Here is a 21,158-nt window from a genome sequence, read left to right on the forward strand (position 1 = left end):
ACGTCACTGATTTATGCCAAAAGACCGCTCAGCACTTAACTGCAGTAAGGTAATTAAGATGAAGACCAAGGGATTGTTCAAAGCCCTGCTCGTTTCGGCCCTCGTTGTGACCGCTGTTTCGGCCCATGCCGAAGAGAAGAAGTGGACCAAGATCACCATCGCAACCGAAGGCGCTTTCCGTCCGTATAATTTCACCAAGCCAGACGGCACGCTGGACGGCTATGAAATCGAACTGAGCAAAGACCTCTGCGCCCGCATGAAGGTTGAGTGCACCATGATTGCACAGCCTTTCGACGGCATCATCCCGGCCTTGAATGCAGGCAAGTTCGATGCGATCATGGCTGGCCTGACTGCCACGCCGAAGCGTGAAGAAACTATCGATTTCTCCGTTTCCTACGGCTTGACGCCCCAGACCTTCGCCACGCTGAAGGACAGCCCTTTCGCCAAGCTGCCGCATACGGGCGAAACGCTCTATCTGGCCAAGGATGAAGCCGCCGCCCAGAAGGCAATCGACGACGTCAAGGCTGAAATCAAGGGCCGCACCATCGGTGTACAGACTGCCTCGCTCGGCCTGTCGCTGCTCGACAAGTATTTCAAGGATTCTGCCGATATCCGCGAATACAAGACCACCGATCAGCATGACCTCGACCTCAAGTCGGGCCGCGTCGATCTCGTCGTCGCTTCGCTGGCTTATCTCAGCGATGCCGCCAAGAAGCCAGGCAACGAAGATATAGTCATGACTGGCCCTTTCTTTAAGGGCGGCATTCTGGGTCGCGGCGTTGCCGTTGGTCTTCGCAAGAACGAGCCTGAACTTCAGAAGATGTTCAATGAAGCCATCGAAGCCGCCAAGGCTGATGGCACCATCAAGCGCCTCTCCGAAAAGTGGTTCGGTTTCGACGTGACGCCGTAATCGGTTCGCCAGCAATATTATGAAAAGGCCGCCTCATGGGCGGCCTTTTTTATGTCAAGAAGCCGCTTGATCAGGCGCCGTATTTCGACTCGACCGGCCAGACCGACTGCAGCTTTTCGCCACCCAGAATGCGGTCACGGGCCGAAGCTTCATTTGCGCCCAGCTTGTCGGCCTGATCCGCGACTGCTGCAACCATGGCCTTGGGAATGACGACAACGCCATCAATATCCGCGAAAACAACGTCGCCCGGCATAATCTTCACACCGGCGATTTCGATTGGAACTTGCGAGAGCTTCGGTTCCATCTTGCCGGACACCGACACCGGAGACCGTGCACGACCGAAAAGCGGATAGCCGAGATGGCGAACCTGCGCGATATCACGGACAGTGCCGTTGACGATCGTGGCAGCCGCGCCCCGCGTTTTAGCGCCTGAGCTCATCAACTCTCCCGAACATGAGCCTTGCGCGCAAGATGCATCAACGACAACAATGCCGCCCTTGGGTGCGTTGTCGATGGCGTTGTGATAAACATCCTGCGGCTGATTGCGACGTTCGCTTGGAGCAAACTGCACCGTGACTGCCGGGCCGCAGACCACTTCGCCCGGCTTCAATTCACCCTGTAACGATATGCCGTCCAGATAACCCCAGCCACCGAGTTGTTCCAGGCTGTCATGGACATCGCCGGAATACCATTTCGAAAGACGCTCGATCGACGCCCAGTCAGTATCGGAATAATCGAAGTTGCTCATTTGGTTTTGACCTTGTTCTTAAGATTTGAATTGTCCAGCGCGACCTTGAGATAGCGCGAACTTTCATCGATCTGTCTGCGAATGGATTGTCGGGCGGTCTCGGGTTCTCTGGCCTTGATGAGGTTGTAGATTTCCTCATGCTCGGCAAACCCGTCCTCCAGCGACTTGTTCGGCACGCGGCTCGTGACCCGGATGACATCAATGATGATCGAGAAAAGATTGTCATAGACGACATTGAGTATCTCGTTGCCCACGGAATGCACGAGTCCGAGATGGAAAGCGGCGTCGCTGTCGGTAAATCGAGCCATGTCTTTGGCGTCAGCCGCAGCTCTCATGCTGGCAAGTGCCTCATCAACTTCCGGCGTCATCACCAAGTCTTCCGAACTCAGCCGCGTTACGACTTCCGTCTCGATGATCCGGCGCACATCCATCAGCTGGACGAGATAGTCGGAATTATTGGCAAAGAGCTGTTTGACAGTCGTTGCAAGCGAACCGAGAAATTCTCCGACGTCGTCACGCACAACAAGCGCTCTTTCACCGTGCTTGCGGCGAACGAGACCCTTTGTTTCGAGAATTTGAAGCGCTTCACGAACAGATCGCGTGCTTACATTGAATTCACGCGCCATTGCGGCTTCGGCAGGCAGACGATCGCCAATCTTGAGTTTGCCGGAAAGAATCTGCGCTTCCAGCGCCTCAACGACCGAGACGTGCAGCTTGTCACGATCAGGTAACGCGCGCCTCGTCAGATATCGATTGTCTGCCTGTTCTGTCACCATGCCGTAAAGCCTCCATCGACGACGACATTCGAGCCTGTCATGTATGACGAGGCATCAGATGCCAGAAACTGTATCACGCCATTATATTCATCGATCTCAGCTTGTCGGTTCATCGGCACGCGTTCAAGAAACGCATCCACAAATTCCTTGTCGAAGTTTGCGGTTTTCACGCCACCGAATGAAATCAGGTTCACCCGGACATTCTTGGTTCCCCAATAGGTGCCGAGATAGCGGGTCAGATTGACAAGGCCGGATTTGGAAGCTGCATACGAGACAGCCTTGATGAAGGGCTCGCCGTCTCGCGCTTCGCGATAGGCATAGAGCGCCTGATTTGGCGACACGATGCCGTAGATCGAACCAACATTGATGATGCTCCCGCGTCTGGCGTCCGCCATCTTCGAGCCGATCACCTGACAACATAGCATCACACCCGTTAGATTGGTCTCGATGATTTCGTTCCAGTATTTCTGCGGATAGATTTCAAAGGGGCTGTTCTGGTCCGCCGACCCCGATGGCTTTGAATCGATGCCTGCATTGTTGACCAGAATATGCGGCACGCCCCAATCGGCGATCAACTGCTCGGTTGCCTGCTCAAGGCTGGCCTTGTCTGTAACGCTCGCCACATAAACGCGAATGTTCTTCGTCAGGCCCGGAAACTTCGCCTCAAGATCGGCGGCATCGATTGCCCGGCGACTGAAGATCGCCACCTTGGCGCCAGATTCCGCAAGCGACTTGCTGAACTGTGTTCCAAGCTGCCCCAGCCCGCCGGTCACAATGGCGATCTTGTCTCTTACACTGAACTTGTCTGTCATCATTTCGTTCCTGCACGCTAGAGCGCGTTTCGATATGGTAGGATCCGATTAGCGCTCTAAATGTTTGTTTTAACGCGCATCTTTTCCGAAAATCGTTTCAGACTTTTCGGGACGCGCTCTCATCTACTGGTTTCGGGATCGTCCAAGTTCTCAAGAGCAAGGTTCCGTTCCATCAGTATCCAGACCAACGCCGTGGCGGGTCGAGGCCCTCACCGCCCCGCCACGACAGCTTCGTCACGACCGAGGCAAATCACTGGCCAGCAGCTTTTGCGGGTCCAGACGAGCGCCGTGGTATTTTTCGTAAATGTCGATCAGCTTGCCATTGTCGAGATTTGTCTTGATCCAGGCGTCAATCCATTCCTTGAGCTTCGGCTCGTTCTTGCGAAGCGCAATGCCAAGCGGATAAGCCTTGGCGACAAACTTCTCTTCGAGATCAAGCTTGGGATTGGCTTTGATCAATTCGGTCAGAAGTGGACGGGATGTTGCATAGATCGCAATCTGGCCACTGGTGACTGCGGCACTTGACGTCGGATCATCTTCAAACCGCACGATCTGGACACCGGAAACATCCGCCGTCTTTTCCGTCAGATTGGTGTCGTTGACCGTGCCACGCGTGACCGCGACCGATGCATTGGCCAGATCCGCATAGGACTTGACGTTTGCTTCTTTAGGCGCAGCAACAACGATTGCGGTTTCAGCATAAGGGATGCTGAAATCCACCACCTCAAGTCGCTCCTTTGTTATCGACAGCGTCGACACGGCCAAATCCGCCTTACCCGAAACAAGGAACGGAATACGGCCCGAGGTCGGAACCGTCAGAAACTCGATATCCACGCCCATGTCTTTGGCCAGCAGCTGTGCCGTTTCGACTTCCGAGCCGGTCGGCTGGAACTTCGCATCACGCATCGCATAAGGCGGGTTGCCAAGATCAATAGCGACTTGCAGCTTGCCACGCTGGCGGATTGTATCCAGCTGATCGGCAAAGGACGGCTGCGCCATCATGGCCGCCATGCCGATGCCAAGGCCCATCATCGCGAGAAATTTTCTCTTGTTCAGAATAGTCATATTTCCTCCTCCTGTTGTTGATGGTGTCGCTCCTCATCAACACCACATGCTTTGATTGGATGTTCAGTGATGCGCGCCAACAAAGCTGCGCAATTCAGGCGTTTGCGGGCTGGCCAAAATCGCTGGTCCACCTTGCTCGCAAATCAGTCCCTGATGCATGAAGACAACCTTGTCCGCCACGCGCTTGGCAAAATCCATCTCGTGGGTGACGAGCAGCATTGTCATGCCATTTCTGGCAAGATCCTCGATGACCTTCAGCACTTCGCCGGTCAGTTCCGGGTCAAGCGCCGAGGTCACCTCGTCGAACAGCATGACCTTCGGCTTCATCGCAAGTGATCGGGCAATGGCCACGCGCTGCTGTTGTCCGCCGGACAATTGTTCTGGATAGGAATCAATTTTTTCCGCCAGACCAACCTGCCGCAGAACCATCTCGGCTAATTCACGCGCGGCTGGTCTTGTCAGTTTCTTGACCCAGCGCAGCGCCAGAGTGATGTTTTGCTCGACCGTCAGATGCGGAAACAGGTTGTAGCTCTGGAAGACGATGCCAACATCCTGCCGGAGAGCGCGCAGATTGATATCGGGGTCACTGACACGATGATCGCAAACCCAAATGTCCCCGCTATTGACTGTTTCGAGCCGGTCGACACAGCGAAGCGCGGTGCTTTTGCCTGAACCGCTTCGTCCAATCAGAGCAACAACCTGCCCCTTCTCAATTTCGAGATTGATACCTCTGAGCACCGGCAGCGAGCCATAGCTTTTATGAACGTCAACAAACTTAACGACGGCTGACACTGTACATCCTCTCGAATTTCCGGCTGGCCGCTGAGAGCGGGAAGCAAATGCAAAAGTAGAAGAATGCGATCACGAGATAGGTCGTGAAAGGCTGGAACGTTGAAGCGTTGATCTCCTTGCCGATATAGGTCATTTCGGCCATGCCGATGATCGATGCGAGCGACGTGTTCTTGACGATCTGGACCATGAAGCCGACCGTTGGCGGCGTCGCGATGCGAACAGCTTGAGGCATGATAACGAGGAACAGCCCCTGCAATCCAGTCAGTGCCAGGCAATCGGATGCTTCCCACTGCGTGCGCGGCACGGATTGCAGACTGCCCCGCCAGATGGCGCCGAGGAAGGCGCTGGCAAAAATTGTCATCGCAACGCTGGCCGCAAAAAGAGAAGAAACTTCAATGCCAAAGACCGGCAAACCAAAGTAAACGATGAACATCAGGATCAGAACCGGCGTGCCCTGCACCAGAACGATATAACCATCGACCAGAGCAACAAGAGCCTTGTTCTTCGCTATTCCAGCCAGCGCCACGGCAAAGCCAAGCAGCCCACCGAATATGAAGGCAATGATGGAGAGCAGAACTGTCCAGACCAATCCCTGCAGCAGAACTTCAATGTGAATCCAGGAGAAATTCGTAAACATCCCGACCTCCTAAAGATTGGTGCCAAGACGGCGTTTGCGTGGAAACAACGCCAACCCCAGAAGCTTGAACAGCCCCCGCATCAATAGGGAAAGGACGAGATAGATGACCAGAATGACGAGATAGACTTCGAAAGAACGAAATGTCATCGACTGGATTCTGGACGCAGCCCCGGTCAACTCTTCAGCCGATATCTGGGACGCCACGCTCGTTGCCAGCATCAACAGCACATACTGGCTGACGAGAGCGGGATAGACCTTTTCAAGCGCAGGCGGCAGCATAATCCCCGCAAGCATTTGCAAACGGGACAAACCCAGCGTGTCCGCGGCTTCCAGCTGGCCGGGATGAATGGCCTGCAAGCCCGCACGAATGATCTCGCTGGAATAAGCGCCGACATTGATGGTCAGGCCGATCAACGCCGATGTTTGGGCGGAAAACTTGACGCCCATGGAAGACAGTCCAAAATAGACCAGAAACAGCTGCACGAGCAGAGGTGTATTACGGATTGCCTCCACATAGATCGCCACGAGAATACGCAGAAACTTGTATTTGCTGATGCTGGCAACCGCACAGATCGTACCCAGCACGAAGCCAAGCACCGTGACGATCAGGGACATCTGGATCGTCGCCAATGTACCCTTGAGCAGTAGCGGCCAGTACTGGCTGAGGAAGCTGAAACTGAATTCGTAACTCATAGAGACTTCACCAGTTCAGGCGAAGAACCCAGCAAAGTACAAGCCAGTTTCTGATCCGAGCCCTGCCGTTGGCAAGCGGATGTTCCAGCTGGAACACAGCCGTGTGCAATCACGCAATCGAAGATTGCAGCGTACAATCCAGTCACAAGTATTTCCTCCCAAGCTCGATGCGCTCCACCCTCGCAAGGGTCTCCTCGAAGCGACATCTGCTCAATTTCAATCAAGCTAATTCTAACTTATGACATATGTCAAGATCGGAGCTGGATTTCTTTGCGATGAGGATGAAACTGTCCAACTCACCCAAAAATTATTCCGGTTTTCGATCGAAGATTATCGTGTGCGCGCTAAACGCAGACGACGCAAAACGAACCGGTCGGGCAATGACCGGCCGGCTTGATCTGATAAAAATGCATTGAAATAATTTAATAAAACCGCATCTAAGATCGACCAGAAGGGCTATCGGCGGAAAAGAACCATCGCCCTTTTCCGGTCATACCCGTTCAGGCGAGCGCCGCACTCAAATCATGAGAGAGATCATTGATTTCCCGCAGGTCCAGCTCGGATTCCACATGTTCAAGGTGGTGTGCCATCAGATCGGCGGCCTTTGTGACGTCGCCATGCAGAATCGCTTCCACAATCTCCGCGTGTTCATCAGGCCCGCAGTTGAAGCGGTTGGTATTGCGATAGACAGCCGTAATGAGAGACGTGCGCGAAATGAGATCGCGCATCGTCGTAAACAGAAAATCTGACTCTGTCAGTTCCGCCAGCAGCAGATGAAAACCACCCGACAGTTTGATGATATCGGTCGTGACATTGTTTTTGTTGGCGACACGTTCTTTCGCAACATGTTCGCGCAGGATCTTGATCTTGTCCTTTGACGCCGAGCGTCCGAGGCGCTCGACCACGCATCGCTCAACAGTACGGCGCACAAAGAAAACGTCCCGCGCTTCTTCCACGGTCGGTTTGCAAACAAAAGCGCCGCGATTGGGAATGATAGTGACAAGCCCTTCCCGTTCAAGCGCGGCAAGCGCCTGACGGATACGCGCACGGCTGACGTGAAAAATCGCCGCCATCTGCTCTTCTTTAAGTTGCACTCCCGGACGCAGACGGCGCTCGGCAATGGATAGCCATACTTTCTCAACAATCTGCTGCGTCGAGACACCTGTCTGATCAGTCATGGTCTTGCTCCCGTTCCGATTCAGGAAGCGTGATGCGACCGAAAAAGTCAACTATTGCAACCGCAAAGCGCCTACAAAATTGTCAACAATACATCGTGATGCTTCTATTTCAGGCACATATTCCGCAGATGGCGTCCGTATTGCCCGTCTTCACGCGCGGATAGTCATAGGTGTTCACCTTCGAAGTAACGTAGCCTGCTCCGACCAGAGCTTCGGCAAGCTTCACCGCCGCCGCGACGCCATCGATCACCGGAACGCCGGTTGCATCGCGCAGCCTGTCGCATAAGGACGTCATGCCCGCGCAACCAAGAATAATCGCCTCTGCCCGATCTTCGCGCTTGGCGAGTTCGATCTCGTTGATCAAAAGCCGTTCTGCTTCCGCAGGATCTTCCTCCAGACCCAGCACCGGCAAATTGATCGCACGCACTTTTCTGCAATGACGATCCGCGCCGTAGTCACTGACCAGATCTTCGATGATCGGAACCGACCGCGGCAAGGTCGTGATGATTGAAAAGCGACGGCTGATCGTCATGGCCACCTGTACTGCGGCCTGACAAATACCCAGCACCGGACCCTTTGCGATCTCGCGTGCTGCGTGAAGGCCAGGATCGTCAAAGCAGGCAATCACATAGGCGTCCACGCCTTGCGCTTCACCCTTTCGGATTTCCGTAAGCATGCCCGGCACCGCCAGTGCTTCGTCGGCTCCGCCTTCAATGCTGACAGGCGTGTCGGCAGGATTTGAGGCAGAGACCTTGGTGCTGCTGTGTTTGACGAGCAGAGCACTATCAAGAGCTTGCGCTGTCATAGACGCTGTTGAGTTCGGATTGATCAGATGAATGTGCATGATAAAAATTCTCGAAGAACCGTCGTTCTGGCCTAGTTTTCTGGCTTCACGAAATCGGCGATGGGCGGTGCCTTCAAAACGAACTGGCGATCTGAAGTGATGTAATTGTCGGCATGAAGCCGGGCAATCGGTTGATAGAATTCCGGATCGACGTAGTGGCCGTCGGCATCCAGGCAATTTCGACGGACATGCATATGCACGACCTCGCCTAGGATAAGCGCGCGACGCGGATAATCGATCACACGTTCGACACGACACTCGAAGGTGCAAGGTGCCTGTTCAGCGAAAGAGACATCGATTTTTTGGCAGGGTGTCGCTGCCAGCCCGGCCATTTCAAGCTCATCGACCTCACTGTCAAAGCCCAATCCGCAAATCAGCATCTGTTCCGACAATGCCATGTCGACCATGCTGATTGCGAACTCGCCGGTGCGACGGATATTCGCCAGCGTGTCCTTTTCCTCACCCGAAAGACGCGGTTGAATGCCAAGAACAACTATGGCCGGGTCGTGCGAAAACACGTTGAAGAAACTCATCGGCGCGGCATTGCTGTGGCCTGCCGGTGAACGAGTTGTCACAAGAGCTATCGGTCGCGGGCCGATGAAATTCGTCAGAAGCCTGTAACGGCTTTGAGGGTCCAGCGCTTCAAAATCGAATTCCATCACGTCCCCGAAACCTGATTTATTATCTACAATAATATTTCATATTGTTGACAATTTAACAACCCGCTTTAACCCGACCCGAAGCACTTTTCCGCAGATCTCGTCGCCTTTTTCAAACGTCAAACCGATGACCAAAGCGGCGATAGCGGATCGGGCATCAGGCAGCAGCTGCTGCCTCTTCCACGAGATGACAGGCCACGCGTGTGCCATTCGACAAAGTCTGCATCTTCGGCGCTTCTTGCGCACAGCGCGCCACCGCAAACGGACAACGCGGATGGAACGTACAGCCTGATGGCGGCTTGAGCGGACTTGGAACTTCACCACTTGCCGGTGTGCGGTTGCGGTTGGGTGCAGCAATGTTGGGGATCGTCTGCAACAAGAGCTGCGTATAGGGATGCCGGGGCTGCGCGAAGAGTTCCTCGGTGTCGCCCTCCTCAACAATCCGTCCCAGATACATGACCGCGATACGATCAGACATGTGGCGAACGACGCTCATATCATGGCTGATGAAGAGGTAGGTCAGACCCAGTTCATCCTGCAACCGGCGCATAAGATTGAGCACCTGCGCCTGCACCGAAACATCCAGCGCCGAAGTCGGCTCGTCGCAAACGAGAAATTCAGGCTCGCTCGCCAAGGCACGCGCAATTGAAATGCGCTGGCGTTGCCCGCCGGAAAATTCGTGCGGAAACTTTTCGCCATCGGAGGGTGAAAGTCCAACAGTGCGCAGGAGTTCCTCCACGCGCTCGGTAACTTCCGCCGCTGCTTTGCGCAGTTTCAATTCCCGCAATGGTTCAGCGATGATGTTCTTGACGCGCCAACGCGGATTGAGCGACGCATAAGGGTCCTGAAATATCATCTGTGCCGACAAAGGCGCGCCACTTTTGCCGGGCGCAAACCGCATTTGGCCGCTCGTTGCACCGTGCAATCCAGTGACCAATCGCGCCACGGTGGACTTTCCGCAGCCGCTTTCGCCAACGATACTCAAGCAACCACCTGCTGGCACCGTAAAGCTGATGTCGTTTACGGCCTGGAGGAACTGGCGAGGTTTGCGCTCAATCACTCTGTTGAGCCATGGAGCGGAGACGTCAAATGTCTTGACCAGATGCTCAACGGTCAAAGCCACAGTTTCTTTCGATGGGGTTGTCATACAGGGCCTCCTGCATTCAGCCAGCAAGCGCTTGCGCCAAGATTGGGATTTTGACTGACAAGGTTGAGTTCAGGGCGCTCTTCAAGACAGCGGGGCACCGCCACCTTGCAACGCGGATTAAAAGCACAACCCTTGGGAATAGCGTCAAGACGCGGCATTGAGCCATCAATCTGGTTCAGCTTTTCCACGCGTGCACCAAGCGATGGAATCGACGCCATCAAGCCCTGTGTATAGGGGTGACGCGGCTGATGCAGCACTTGCTCGACAGGCCCGATCTCGATCAGTCGCCCTGCATACATCACGGCGATGCGATCAGCGGCTTCAGCAATCACGCCCATATCGTGCGTAACGAGCATAACGGCCGTCTGCTTTTCCTTGCACAGTTTGCGCAGGAGCGAAATGATCTGGGCTTGGATCGATACGTCCAAGGCGGTCGTCGGTTCGTCCGCGATCACCAGTTTTGGCGATGCAGCAAGCGCAAGTGCAATCACCACGCGCTGTCGCATACCACCCGAAAACTGATGCGGATACTGGTTGACGCGATCCTCCGGCGAAGGAATGCCGACATCGCGCAACAACTGGATAGCTCGTTCACGCGCCTGAGCTTTACCAAGACCAAGATGCCGCCGGATCGTTTCAACAAGCTGCGCTCCCACCGTGAACAGCGGGTTGAGCGAGGTGAGAGGATCCTGGAAAATCGCTCCGATTTCACGCCCGCGAATTTTCTCCATAGCGCGGTCGTCCAGTGTGTCTATCCGGCGCTTGCCAAGCCATACTTCACCGTCGGCGATATGCCCAGGCGCTTCCAGCAAGCCCTGAATGGCTAAGCCCGTCATGGACTTGCCAGCACCGGATTCACCCACAACGCCAAGGATTTCACCGGGGCGGATCGACAGGCTCACATCCGACAAAGCCGTAACCGTGCCATGACGCCCCGGAAAATCCACGCGCAGATTGCGCACTTCAATGACTGGTTCTTGCATGTCATGCATTGAAATCACCTTCTATCGGATAGCTGGAAGGGAAGATTTCCGCGACAGGAGGATGGTTCCAGCTGCGCTCGGGATATTTCGCTATAAGTCCATCGAACTGGGCCTGCGCCTGACGACGGGCTTGTTCCATGTCGAGCCCTGCAAGCTTTCGATTGATCATGGAAGCTCGGCCATCGACAAAGACCGCACGCGTGATCTTGCCCGAACCGCCGATGACTATCGTCGTGATCGGGTCAACCGTCGCGGCCATGATTGTGTCGTCAAGATCGAAGACCGCGATATCTGCCCTTGCGCCTGGCGACAGATGACCGATATCAGCACGCCCAAGCGCCTTTGCGCCACCAATCGTCGCGGCATCAAAAAGATCAGCCGACCGCAAACGGTCCGGCGCCCCATCGGCGATACGACCGGCAATAAGGCCCGTCAGCAAATTCATCAGCATGTCGGGCGGCGTGGTATCGGTGCCCATGGCAATATTGATGCCTCGCTTGCGGCAAGCAGAGAAGGATTTAAGGATCGAGCCGCTGCGTGCCGATACGAGCGGACAATGCACAATGGAAACGCCATTGGCCGCATAGAGGCCCAGATCTTCATCCGTGGCATTCGTCGCATGAGGCGCAATCATCCGGTCGCTGAGCAGACCATGTTTCGCAAGCCAAACCGGAGCCGTCGAGCCGTGCAGCATCCGCACAGTATCAACTTCCATCGTGCCTTGAGCCATATGAAGACGAAACTTGCAACCAAGATCGCGCGCAGCCGCATCAGTGCGTTGCAACAATCCAAGCGTCGAGGTCTCGACCCGATCCGGGGCCAGCATACCACGCACCAGATCGCCGTGACGGCCGTTCTGACGCTCGATATAGGCAATGGCGTCTTTCAGCCCCTGAAAGCCACGTTCTTCGTCGAACACAGGAACAATCTTTCCCGGTTCTTCCAGAACCATGCCGCCGGATCGGTAGGCTGGGCTCAGGTAAACGCGCAGCCCCAATTCACCAGCCGCCTCGGCAGCAGCATCGAACTCGGCAACTGTTTCGCCCCATTCGCGATAGAACAGGGAAGCGATGGGTGCAGCTGTGGTGATCCCGTTTAACAGAAGCTGACCGAACGCAAAGCGCTTTTGAAAAGCCAGTTCGTCCTGACCGTACATCTCATAAGGACCAGCCTCAACATAAGACCGTGGCCAGACGCGGCCCTTGGCCCAACCGGGATGGTTATCTATGCCAAGAATGGTGGTGTCGAGGTCCGACAAGGCATCAAGGTCGATAAGGCCCGGGGAGATCAGCGCATTGCCGAAATCGATGCGGCGCGCCAGTTCACCGGTGAAACCATGTCCAACAAAAACAATCTCGCCGTTTTCAAAAACGACTTCGCCATTGCGCAAAAGCGTATGGCCGCCATCCTTGTGTCCAACCACCCAGCTGGCGGTAATCAGAGTCCGTCCGTCGGGTCGCTGACCAAGTGTTAGTGTATCGATAGCATTGTTCATCACGGCATCTCCACCACAGCAACACCGTTACGTGCAGTGACGCGACCGTTCTTGACCACCAGAGGGCGTGGCGCGATATCCACCACGGCATGGGCCAGTGTTTCACCCGTCAGAAGGGTAAAGTCGGCATTGCGGCCCACATCCAGACCATAGTTTTCAAGACGCATCACGTCTGCGCCGCCCTGCGACACGATATACAGAAGATGTTCCAGATCATGGTCCGAGCGGACGCCGTTTTTCATGCCGATGATCTTGGCACGATCCAGCATATCCGGTTGTCCCCACGGTCCCCAGGTGTCGCGAATGCCATCACAACCGCCACCAATACGAACGCCTGCCTCCTTGAGGCGCTTGATTGACGGCACCGTGGCCGATGGCGCGCCGGTCGTCAGAATTGCAACATCCAGTGCCGCGATCTGTTCTATCAACTGGCCAACGCGCAAGTAATCATTCATGCCGAGCGCGAAAGCATGGCTGATCGCCACTTTCCCTTCCATACCATTGGCACGGATGCGCTCGAAGATAAGCTCCATCGTGAATGCGCCGAGATCACCCGTCTCATGCAGATGAATATCAATCGGCACGCCGTGCTTGAGAGCAAGGGCGAACAGAATGTCGAGCTGCCCCTTCGGGTCACGATCGATACCGCATGGATCAATGCCACCCAGAACTTCACAACCCTGACGCAGGGCCTCATCTAGCAATTCTTCCGTACCCGGCATGACCATCAGGCCTGACTGGGGGAATGCGACGATCTCGATATCGATGATGCCTTTAAGCTTCTCGCGTGTTTCCCAGACGCCTTCGACCAATGACAACCCATGGGTAGGATCGATATCGACATGGCTGCGGATATGCGTTGCGCCGTGAGCGGCTAGACCGATGGCGTGACGCATCGACTGGCGATGTGGATCAAGGCCGATTCCCAGCCGGTGCTCGCGTTCATAGTCGATACGCTCGCGCAGGACCGCGGCGCGATTATTGACATGCCATGGCATGCCCCAGGTCGTCTTGTCGAGATGCGTATGCGCATCGATCAGGCCTGGCGCCATGATTGCATTGCCACCATCTTCGATGGCCATGCCCGGCTCTGCCTCGAACTGTCCGAAACCCGCAATCTTCCCATCCTTGATCAAAACATCGCACGTATCGCCAGCCATAGGGCGCACATTGCGGAGCAAAAGATTGTCCATCGATATTACCTCAGTTTCGGATTGAGAGCATCGCGCAGCCAGTCGCCAAGCATATTGACGGCCACGACCAGCAAGCAGAGCTGAATGACGGGAAAGAGCACGATCCACCAGGAACCGGAGAACAGGAACTGGTTACCAATACGGATCAGCGTCCCGAGAGAAGGCTGGCTCGGCGGCATGCCGATGCCGAGGAAGGAGAGCGTGGCTTCTGTAAGGATGGCCATGCCGAAGTTAAGCGTTGCCGCCACCATGATGGGAGTCAGCGTGTTTGGCAGGATATGTCTCGCCATGATGCGGCGCGCGGGCACCCCGATCAGGCGGGCGGCGGACACATAATCCTTGCCAGTTTCAACGATGGCCTGAGCGCGTACGGTTCGGGCATATTGCACCCATGCAGAGAGAGCGATGGCCAGAATGAGAACCGCGGATGCCCCTACTTCACGAAGGCTCACCGGCAACATCTGCCGCACAACGGTTGAAACCAGAATGGCGACCAGAATGGTTGGGATCGACAGTGTGATATCGCCGATGCGCATCAGGAGATTGTCGATGAAGCCACCGAAATAGCCTGAGACCAAACCGGCACTCATGCCGATGACCAATGAAAGCACAACAGAAGCGATGCCAATGACGATGGAAATACGCGTGCCGTAAAGAATGGCTGAAAGCATATCGCGACCCTGAGTATCAGTGCCCAGCAGGAAGGGCCATTCGCCGCCCTCTTCCCAGATAGGCGGCAGCTCTGCTTTCCACATATCAAGTGCAGCGCCATCATAGGGGTTTTGCGGTGCAATGAGGGGTGCAAACAACGCCGTCAGGATCAGGATTGCGAGCAGCGCTGCGCTGATCATCGCTGTTTTGCTGTGTGTGAACGACCACCACAAGTCGCTTTTACGGAGCCGCTGCAAAAGCGACGGGCGCGAGATGGTGGTGCTTTGCGTGGTTGGGGTGCTCATCGGCTTTGACTCCACAATCGGTTCCATGGGCAACTCAACGCGCCGTGCGCAGGCGTGGATCGATCACCGCATAGGCAATGTCCACGAAAGTGTTGAGCACAACGAAGATGAAGGAAATGATGCAGAGATAGGCTGCCATGACCGGGATATCGAGGAAGGTAACGGCCTGAATGAACAACATGCCCATACCCGGCCATTGAAACACGGTTTCGGTAATCAGCGCAAAGGCGATCAGCGAGCCGACATTCATTGCTGTCATGGTCACAACTGGCATCAAGCAGTTGCGAAGCGCATGACGGAAATAGATGCGCCAGCGCGGAATACCGCGGGCACGGGCGAATTTCACATAGTCCGAACGTAGCACTTCGAGCATTTCAGCGCGAACCAGACGCATGACAAGCGTAACTTGGTAAAGCGAGAGTGCAATAGCCGGCAGCAAAATCGCTATACGGCCGGAATGCGTCAACAATCCCGTGGACCACCAGCCAAGCTGTACGACATCACCCCGGCCAAACGCCGGGAACCAGCCAAGCGTGACTGAAAAAACCAGAATGAGCAGGATGCCGACGACAAAGCTTGGCAGAGAGACACCGACAATGGAAAGAAATTGCAGTCCCTCCGTATACCATTTGCCTCGCTTGATTGCCGTCAGTACACCAAGAGGAAGACCGAGCAGCAACGAGATCAACGTGGCGACCAGAACCAGTTCCAGTGTTGCCGGAAACCGCTCAGCGATAAGACCCAGAACATCCTGACCATTGCGATAGGAGATGCCGAAATTGCCTTGAGCAGCGTTCACCACGAACCGGGTATATTGTGTCATCAGGCCATCGTTAAGCCCCAGACGCTCACGCAGATTATCGCGGTCAGCCTGCGTCATCTGTTCGTTGGCCATCATCTCGACGGGGTCGCCCGCCAGACGAAAGATCAAAAAGGCCAGCAAGGCAACTGCCAGCATGACCATGATGGCATTGGCCAGACGCTTGATGATAAAAACCAGCATGTGAATTCCTTGGGAACAGGATGCTCCGGAACGGCGTGCCCCGGAGCATCATGATGAGACTATTCGGCAAAATGGGTCAGCCAGTGACGCGGCTTGTTGTCTGGCAACTGTACGATATGATCAATCTTATTCGACATGACCCACGCCATTGGCTGTTGATGCAGCGGCAGCATGACAATCTCGTCCTTGACCATTTGCAGAGCCTTTGTCTGCAACGCCAGCCGCTTGCTGCGATCCATCTCCGTGGAGGCCTCAATAACCAGTTTGTCGATTTCCGGATAGCTCCAGCCACCCCAGTTAAAGACACCGGCATTGTCGGTCTTAGTTTCAATCATCTGCAACAAGATGGAATAGCTGTCGAGCATCGGCTCAGTTGCCCAGCCAATGATATAAACGTCGGCCTTGCCACCCGTGCGTTTGGGTGCCTGTGCAGCGGTTGGTGCAATATCAAGCTGCGGTTTGAAACCGCCTCGGCTCAACATATTCACAAGCCCCTGGCACAGTTCTTCCTCGTTCACATAGGCATCGGTTGTGCAGACCAGTGTGAACGGAAAATCCGTAGCGCCAGCCTCGGCCAGAAGCTTCTTCGACAAGGCCGGATCATAGGCAAGCGTGGTGTCCAGTTCCGGTGTGTAGCCAGGAATTTCCGGTGCAACCACCGCGCCTGCCGTGCGCGACTTGCCGCGCATGATACGTTTCTGTATCAGGTCGCGATCAAGCGAATGTGCAAAAGCCTGACGCACGCGCAAGTCGTTGAATTTGTTTTCCGATCCGTTTTCGAGTTTCGGCTTGCGATTGAAGCCCATCATAACGGTGCGCAGATCGGTACGTTCCATGACTTTCAAGTCAGGCTGAGCCTGAAGGCGCGGCAAATCCTGTGATGGCGCACTTTCCGTGAAATTGACTTCACCGGAGAGAAGCGCAGCCACACGTGTCGCCGATGACGTGATCGGATTGAACTCAATGCGGTCAATGTTGGATTTCGACGTCTTGTCCCACCAATCCGGGTTCTTGACCAGAATGGTTTTGGAATCCGGTACACGGCTTTCCAGCTTGAACGGACCCGTGCCATTGGTGTGGTAGGTGGCGTAGCCTTCAATCTTGGCGCCAACGTCGGTCGGCTTCTCTGAATTATTGGTCTTCAGCCAGCCAGCATCGAAGATATGAATATTGGTGAGGTCGTTGAGAAGCAGCGGATAAGGGCCGCTCAACTCGATATCGATTGTGTAGTCGTCCACTTTCTTGGAGGACTTATAGGCAGGCAAATTACCACGCAGTGGTGAAACCGGATCGCTGACGCGCTTCAGCGAAGCGAGCACATCATCTGCATTGAAATCCGCACCATCATGAAACTTCACGCCCTTGCGCAGATGAAAACGCCAAACCGTCTCGGAAACATTTTCCCAGGATTCAGCAAGCGCAGGCTCGATCTTCAGCTCGGCGTCGTAGCGCACGAGGCCTTCATAGATGTGATTGAGGAAGGACAGTGTATAGCTGTCGCCATAAGAATAGGGATCAAGCGAATAGATATCGCGCGCAGCGCCCCATTTGAGCGTTTCGGCGTGGCCAGCCAAAGTCAGTCCAGCCAGCATTGTGGCCGCGAGGCCAAGTTTTCTTAACATAGATTTTGCTCCGCTTCTGGAAATTTGCGCCTCCTTTTTTGGAGGTCTGTTTTCATGCATCGCCGCATCCGTTTCGGTGCTGCGTTTCAGTGTCTGCTCACGCCATTCAGGCGGATAATACTGATTTCTCCCTTTTGAGGTGACCTGCCTCCCAGATCACGAAGGGCAGTATTGCCAGTCGATATAAAGTTGTCAACGTAATTGTAGACAATTTTTTGAGTTTCTATAACCTATTTGTCGACAACGATGCTCTACAATTGATCAGTCATTGCCCCATTTCTGAGCAACAATCAAAGTGCGGCTTTTTGAATGAGCGTTGTCGCATCTCCAGATTGCGCACCACATAAAAAAAACGCCTCACCAGGGTGAAGCGCTTTTCGGTTTTCGCGTTGCTGGCCTTACTCGGCCATTTGTGTATGCCAATGGCGCGGCTTGTTATCAGCCCTGAAGTCCACGGTTTTGACCTTATCCAGCATACCCCACGCAATGGGCTGCTGGTGAAGCGGGATCAGAATTGCCTTATCCTTGGCAACTTTCAGCGCCTGTTCTTCCAGCGCCAAACGCTTCGCCGTATCGGGTTCCTGTGCCGCCTTTTTCATCAACTCATCGAGTTCAGGATAAGACCAGCCACCATAATTCGACACGCCGGTAGAACCGCTGCGCGTAGAAAGCACCTGCGAAAGCAGCGAGTAGGCATCGAGCGTGGGTTCATTAGCCCAGCTCAGATTGAACATATCAGCCTTGCCATTTGTGCGCTTAGGCTGCTGAACGGCACGCGGCCCCATATCGATGGACGGTTCGAAACCGCCGCGTTTCATCATATTGGCGATGCCCGAGCAGATATCTTCCTCGTTGATGCTCTCATCATTCATGCACAGATAGTTGAAAGTCAGGCCTTTCTGGCCAGCTTCTTCAAGCAGCTTCTGGGCGAGCTTGGGATCGGCTGGCTGATAAGTGTCGAGTGCTTTCGAATAGCCTGCAATTTCCGGCGCAATCAGCGAACCGGAAGGTCGCGCCAAACCACGCATGATCTTCTTGTTGATGAGATCACGATCGATACTTGCTTCAACGGCCTGACGCACCCGGACATCCAGGAACGGGTTCGGACGCCCATCCTCAAGCTTCTCCTTGCCGTTAAAGCCGATGAATACCGTACGCAGCTCGGTGCGCTTGTCGACCTTGATGCCCGGTGTGGATTCCAGACGCGGAATATCCTGAATGGGTGCTGAATCGACCAGATCGATTTCATTGGAGAGAAGCGCCGCAACGCGTGTCGCGGCCGAGGAAATCGGAATGTATTCGATGCGATCCAGATTGTGTTTCTTCTGATCCCACCACTGATCATTGACGATCAGAACCGTCTTTGAATCGGGTACACGGCTGTCGAGCTTGAACGGGCCCGTGCCATTGGTGTTATGCGTCGCATAGTTCTCGGTCTTAGACGCGATATCGGTCGGCTTTTCAGCGTTGTTATCCTTCAGCCACTTGGCGTTGAACATGAAAATATTGGTCATGTCATTGAGGAACAGCGCCGAGGGGGCCGATACCTCGATATCGACCGTGGAATCGTCCACCTTCTTGACGCCGACATAGAGAGGAATATTGCCGCGCAAGGGCGACGTTGGGTCCGAAACGCGGTTCATGGAAGCCACGACATCGTCAGCCGTGAAATCTGCGCCATTGTGGAACTTCACGCCCTTGCGAAGGGTAAAGCGCCAGAACTTGTTATCGACCAGCTTCCATTCGGTAGCCAGTGCGGGCTCGATCTCGAAATTAGGACCGTAACGGATCAGACCTTCGTAAATGTGGTTCAGAAAAGCCAGATTGGATGTGGATGGAACAGAATCAGGATCGAGCGAGTAGATATCCGCGCGACTGCCCCAGCGCAGCGTAGCCGCGTCGGCAGAACTGGCCAGCGCCGGCGCCGCAATGGCAGCTGCTGTCAGGGCCGATATGAAAAACCTATTTAAACGCGACATGCTTTTCCCCTCATCCATAACGATAAGATTGTTGGTCTGAATTTCGCGGCAGTATCTTAATCCATTCTTTTATTGTCAACGATATTGTCGCCAATTATGTTTAAAAACATCGACACAACAAGATGAGCCTTTCCGACGTTCAAAGACGTCGTTGCTCATATAAAAAGGGGATGACATGGCTGGATTGCTGCTACTTCACGGGACTGTCGTGACAGTCGATAAAACACGGCGGATCATCGAAGATGGCGCTGTGGCAATCGAGAATGACAGAATTGTCGATATTGGCGCCTCACTGGAATTGTCCCCTCGCCATATCGACAAGAAGACAATCGACTGTCGCGGCAAGATGCTGATCCCGGGTCTCATCGATGCACACGGTCACGCTGGTCACGCGCTGATACGCAGCATTGCCGCCGACACGAATTCGCTCTGGATGCGGATCGTCACGCCGACCTATTATCATTATGTGACGCGGGACTACTGGTATGCCGACGGTCTCGTGTCCGGCCTGGAAAGGCTGCGCGCAGGCGTGACAACTTCTGCCAGCATCATCACGTCCATGCCGCGTAGTGACGATCCGGTCTTTGCAGCCAATCATGCCCGCGCCTATGCTGAACTCGGACTGCGCGAGATCATCTGCGTCGGCCCCGCAGGCTTACCATGGCCGCAGTCAGTGACACGATGGGAAAGCGGCAAGCCTGTCCGTCACGCTGTTTCATTTGAAGAAATGATTGAGGGCGCGGAAGCCACTATTGAGAGTCTCAACGGAACAGCTGACGGTCGGATCAAGGTCTTTCTTACGCCTTTCACGATCGTCCCTTCAGTCGAGCCATCAAACGCATCGACGCCGGATTTTGCCGTCAACCTGACCGAGAACGACCGGATGCAGGCACGCCGCATTCGCGAAACCGCACGCAAATGGGGCGTACGCATCCATTCCGATGCCTTTGCCGGACAAATTCGGATGGCGTATCAGGATAAGGAAAACGCACTGCTCGGTCCCGATGTGCATCTACAGCACTGCTGGGGCATATCCCATGAGGAGATAGAGATCCTCGCCGAAACTGGTACACACGTCACCCATGCACCGCCCGGACGCTCCACCCCGATCATGCAAATGCTCGCACGCGGCGTATCCATTGCGATCACATCGGATGGCGCTGCACCGAGCCGCCATTTCGATATGCTGCAAGTCGCCCGTATAGCACAATCGACACAGCATATATTGCACAACCATGACCGGTATCTTCTGCCACCCGGCAAAGTCTTCGAGATGATCACCATCGATGCGGCTCGCGCCATCGGTATGGACCACGAGATCGGTTCGCTTGAAACGGGTAAGAAAGCCGATATCGCGATTATCGACATGCGCAAGCCGCATCTGACGCCCAATTGGATGCCCGTCCATCGGCTGGTTCATCAGGTACTTGGCAGCGATGTGGATACTGTCATCGTTGATGGCAAGATTATCATGCAGGACGGCGTGGTTTTGACCACCGATATACACGAGGCGCTTGCTTTCGGCGAAACCGAAGCGCGCGCATTGGTAGCCAGAGCCGGACTGGAGGCCCATATGCACAGTCCCGGCTGGGGTCAGCTGCAGCGCACCTTTGAACAGCCGGTAATTCCACCGTCCCTGCCTGAATGCTGAAAAACGGCGGCTATT

General features: G+C 54.8%; 20 protein-coding genes. 2 read left to right on the top strand and 18 right to left on the bottom strand.

Annotated elements, in window-relative coordinates:
- The first annotated feature begins 58 nt into the window (after window positions 1-58).
- Window positions 59-910, top strand: coding sequence for a transporter substrate-binding domain-containing protein (locus FHW03_RS15755; protein WP_182521492.1), 852 nt, complete (start codon window positions 59-61; stop codon window positions 908-910).
- A 70-nt stretch (window positions 911-980) separates the two neighbouring features.
- Here FHW03_RS15755 and FHW03_RS15760 read toward each other — a convergent pair whose 3' ends face one another.
- The 18 genes from FHW03_RS15760 to FHW03_RS15845 form a co-directional block, all read right to left on the bottom strand.
- Window positions 981-1,658 (bottom strand): RraA family protein, encoded by a 678-nt coding sequence (locus FHW03_RS15760; RefSeq protein ID WP_138785650.1) that lies wholly within the window; start codon window positions 1,656-1,658, stop codon window positions 981-983.
- The gene (locus FHW03_RS15765) at window positions 1,655-2,434 is read right to left on the bottom strand and encodes a FadR/GntR family transcriptional regulator (protein WP_182521493.1); all 780 of its coding nucleotides are present in this window, start codon (window positions 2,432-2,434) and stop codon (window positions 1,655-1,657) included. The genes FHW03_RS15760 and FHW03_RS15765 overlap by 4 nt, the downstream gene beginning before the upstream one ends.
- Window positions 2,428-3,249 carry an SDR family oxidoreductase gene (locus FHW03_RS15770; protein WP_113534230.1) on the bottom strand — a complete coding sequence of 274 codons (822 nt, stop codon included), beginning with the start codon at window positions 3,247-3,249 and terminating at the stop codon, window positions 2,428-2,430. Before FHW03_RS15770 ends, FHW03_RS15765 begins: the two co-directional genes overlap by 7 nt.
- 231 nt (window positions 3,250-3,480) lie before the next feature.
- On the bottom strand, window positions 3,481-4,311 hold the full coding sequence (locus FHW03_RS15775; RefSeq protein WP_182521494.1) for a transporter substrate-binding domain-containing protein: 831 nt from the start codon (window positions 4,309-4,311) through the stop codon (window positions 3,481-3,483).
- Window positions 4,312-4,374: 63 nt separating this feature from the next.
- A complete protein-coding gene (locus FHW03_RS15780; RefSeq protein ID WP_182521495.1) occupies window positions 4,375-5,103 on the bottom strand; it encodes an amino acid ABC transporter ATP-binding protein in 729 nt (242 codons plus the stop codon).
- Window positions 5,087-5,740: an amino acid ABC transporter permease gene (locus FHW03_RS15785; RefSeq protein ID WP_138785652.1), complete on the bottom strand. Its 654-nt coding sequence runs from the start codon at window positions 5,738-5,740 to the stop codon at window positions 5,087-5,089. Before FHW03_RS15785 ends, FHW03_RS15780 begins: the two co-directional genes overlap by 17 nt.
- Window positions 5,741-5,749: 9 nt before the next feature.
- The gene (locus FHW03_RS15790) at window positions 5,750-6,433 is read right to left on the bottom strand and encodes an amino acid ABC transporter permease (protein WP_182521496.1); all 684 of its coding nucleotides are present in this window, start codon (window positions 6,431-6,433) and stop codon (window positions 5,750-5,752) included.
- Between the two features lie 500 nt (window positions 6,434-6,933).
- The gene (locus FHW03_RS15795) at window positions 6,934-7,611 is read right to left on the bottom strand and encodes a GntR family transcriptional regulator (RefSeq protein ID WP_182521497.1); all 678 of its coding nucleotides are present in this window, start codon (window positions 7,609-7,611) and stop codon (window positions 6,934-6,936) included.
- A 109-nt stretch (window positions 7,612-7,720) separates the two neighbouring features.
- Entirely contained in the window at window positions 7,721-8,455 is a 735-nt protein-coding gene (locus FHW03_RS15800) for an aspartate/glutamate racemase family protein (protein ID WP_182521498.1), read from the bottom strand.
- Window positions 8,456-8,487: 32 nt separating this feature from the next.
- Window positions 8,488-9,114 carry a flavin reductase family protein gene (locus FHW03_RS15805; protein ID WP_182521499.1) on the bottom strand — a complete coding sequence of 209 codons (627 nt, stop codon included), beginning with the start codon at window positions 9,112-9,114 and terminating at the stop codon, window positions 8,488-8,490.
- Between the two features lie 157 nt (window positions 9,115-9,271).
- Entirely contained in the window at window positions 9,272-10,261 is a 990-nt protein-coding gene (locus FHW03_RS15810) for an oligopeptide/dipeptide ABC transporter ATP-binding protein (protein ID WP_182521500.1), read from the bottom strand.
- On the bottom strand, window positions 10,258-11,253 hold the full coding sequence (locus FHW03_RS15815; RefSeq protein ID WP_182521501.1) for an ABC transporter ATP-binding protein: 996 nt from the start codon (window positions 11,251-11,253) through the stop codon (window positions 10,258-10,260). The genes FHW03_RS15810 and FHW03_RS15815 overlap by 4 nt, the downstream gene beginning before the upstream one ends.
- Window positions 11,246-12,739 carry an amidohydrolase family protein gene (locus tag FHW03_RS15820; protein ID WP_182521502.1) on the bottom strand — a complete coding sequence of 498 codons (1,494 nt, stop codon included), beginning with the start codon at window positions 12,737-12,739 and terminating at the stop codon, window positions 11,246-11,248. Before FHW03_RS15820 ends, FHW03_RS15815 begins: the two co-directional genes overlap by 8 nt.
- The gene (locus FHW03_RS15825; protein WP_182521503.1) at window positions 12,739-13,932 is read right to left on the bottom strand and encodes an amidohydrolase family protein; all 1,194 of its coding nucleotides are present in this window, start codon (window positions 13,930-13,932) and stop codon (window positions 12,739-12,741) included. Before FHW03_RS15825 ends, FHW03_RS15820 begins: the two co-directional genes overlap by 1 nt.
- A gap of 5 nt (window positions 13,933-13,937) precedes the next feature.
- Window positions 13,938-14,888 (bottom strand): ABC transporter permease, encoded by a 951-nt coding sequence (locus FHW03_RS15830; protein WP_182521504.1) that lies wholly within the window; start codon window positions 14,886-14,888, stop codon window positions 13,938-13,940.
- Between the two features lie 34 nt (window positions 14,889-14,922).
- The gene (locus tag FHW03_RS15835) at window positions 14,923-15,891 is read right to left on the bottom strand and encodes an ABC transporter permease (RefSeq protein WP_078337171.1); all 969 of its coding nucleotides are present in this window, start codon (window positions 15,889-15,891) and stop codon (window positions 14,923-14,925) included.
- Between the two features lie 59 nt (window positions 15,892-15,950).
- A complete protein-coding gene (locus FHW03_RS15840; protein WP_182521505.1) occupies window positions 15,951-17,513 on the bottom strand; it encodes an ABC transporter substrate-binding protein in 1,563 nt (520 codons plus the stop codon).
- A 398-nt stretch (window positions 17,514-17,911) separates the two neighbouring features.
- Window positions 17,912-19,492 (bottom strand): ABC transporter substrate-binding protein, encoded by a 1,581-nt coding sequence (locus FHW03_RS15845; protein ID WP_182521506.1) that lies wholly within the window; start codon window positions 19,490-19,492, stop codon window positions 17,912-17,914.
- A 175-nt stretch (window positions 19,493-19,667) separates the two neighbouring features.
- Here FHW03_RS15845 and FHW03_RS15850 point away from each other — a divergent pair, with 175 nt between their 5' ends.
- A complete protein-coding gene (locus tag FHW03_RS15850; protein ID WP_182521507.1) occupies window positions 19,668-21,143 on the top strand; it encodes an amidohydrolase family protein in 1,476 nt (491 codons plus the stop codon).
- The last annotated feature ends 15 nt before the right edge of the window (window positions 21,144-21,158 follow it).

The sequence above is a fragment of the Ochrobactrum sp. RH2CCR150 genome, from assembly GCA_014138095.1.
In the GTDB taxonomy this organism is placed as follows: domain Bacteria; phylum Pseudomonadota; class Alphaproteobacteria; order Rhizobiales; family Rhizobiaceae; genus Brucella; species Brucella gambitense.